The sequence below is a fragment of the Streptomyces sp. NPDC059080 genome (assembly GCF_042739975.1).
In the GTDB taxonomy this organism is placed as follows: domain Bacteria; phylum Actinomycetota; class Actinomycetes; order Streptomycetales; family Streptomycetaceae; genus Streptomyces; species Streptomyces benahoarensis.
In genome coordinates, this window is the sequence record NZ_JBHYGX010000037.1 from 57232 (window position 1) to 58822 (window position 1591).

At 76.2% G+C, this 1591-nt stretch carries 1 protein-coding gene; it reads right to left on the reverse strand.

The annotated features are described in order from the left end of the window. Positions 1-55: 55 nt before the first annotated feature. A complete protein-coding gene (lhgO, locus tag ACFWWQ_RS23940; RefSeq protein ID WP_384599623.1) occupies positions 56-1270 on the reverse strand; it encodes an L-2-hydroxyglutarate oxidase in 1215 nt (404 codons plus the stop codon). Positions 1271-1591 lie beyond the last annotated feature (321 nt).

Below are 1591 nucleotides of genomic sequence, written 5' to 3' on the forward strand. Positions count from 1 at the left end.
CCGTCCGGGGAGACGTAGTCGCGGGGCCCCCCGCCGCCGCCCCCCACGTCCGCGTTCAGCGCCGGTCCAGCACTGCCGTCACCCGCCCCGCGATCTCCCGCCCGATAGGCAGCGACGCCGTGGCCGCCGGGGACGGGGCGTTGAGGACGTGGACGATGCCGGGGGACTCGGCGAAGAGGAAGTCGTCGACGAGGGTGCCGTCGGGGAGGACGGCCTGGGCGCGGACACCGGCGGGGGCCGGGCGCAGGTCCGCCTCGGTGACGGCGGGCAGGAGGCGGCGCACGGCGGTGGTGAAGGCGCGGCGGGAGAGCGAGCGGTGCAGCTCGCCCGCGCCGTACCGCCAGTGGCGGCGGGCTATCCGCCACGAGCCGCGGTAGGCGAGGGTGGCGGCCAGCTCGGCGGGGCGGAGGGTGCGCCAGTCGTAGCCCTCGCGGGCCAGGGCCGGGACGGCGTTCGGGCCGAGGTGGACGGCGCCGTCGATGCCGCGGGTCAGATGGACGCCGAGGAACGGGAACGCCGGATCGGGGACGGGATAGACCAGGCCCCGGACGAGCCCGGCGCGCTCCGGGGCGAGGAGGTGGTACTCGCCGCGGAACGGCACGATCCGCATGCCCGGGTCGTCGCCAGCCAGCCGCGCGATGCGGTCGCTGTGCAGACCGGCGCAGTTGACCAGGGCGCGGGCGCGGTGGACCGTACCGTCCGCAGTGGCGACGGCGACCCGGCCCGGGCGGCGGCCGATACGGGTCACCTCGGCGCCGTACGCGATCTCGGCACCGGCCTCCTGGGCGAGGCGGGCGAAGGTGCGGGCGACGGCGCCGAAGTCACAGATGCCGGTGGTGCCGACGTGGATGGCGGCGAGACCGCGCACCTCCGGCTCATAGGCGGTGATCTGGGCGGGGCCCAGCTCGCGTACGGGTAGGCCGTGCTCGCGTCCGCGCTGGATGAGGGCGTGCAGCCGGGGCAGCTCCGCGCGGTCGGTGGCGACGATCAGCTTGCCGGTGACCTCGTGCGGGATGCCGTGCTCGGCGCAGAACGCGACCATCTCGGCCGACCCCTGGAGGGCGTAGCGGGCCTTGAGGGAACCGGGCGGGTAGTAGATACCGCTGTGGATCACGCCGCTGTTGCGGCCGGTCTGGTGCCGGGCCGGGCCGGACTCCTTCTCCAGGACCTTCACGCGCAGCCCCGGCGCGGCGCGGGTGAGGGCATGGGCCGTCGAGAGTCCGACGATGCCCGCACCGATCACCAGCACGTCGCAGTCGTACGCCGCCACTGCACCTCCCCAACCGCGAGAACGCGGGAACCGCCCCCGACGCGGACCGCCCCTGACCGCAGCCCGCTCGCCGTCGCCCGACGACCTACCCCATCATGACGCGAGGTACTGACAATGCGGCGCGACCAGGGCGGGAACACCCGCAGAGCCTGCGAAACCGCGGTGGAAGCGGGCAACCCCGACGGAACCGGCGGGCAGGGCGATCGGTCTCAGTCCGGGGCGAAGCGGCACCCGACGGAGCCCGGAGACCGCAGCCGGGCCCGGCGCCGCACGCCCGCCCGGCGCCGCACGCCCGCCCGGCGCCGCACGCCCGCCCGGCGC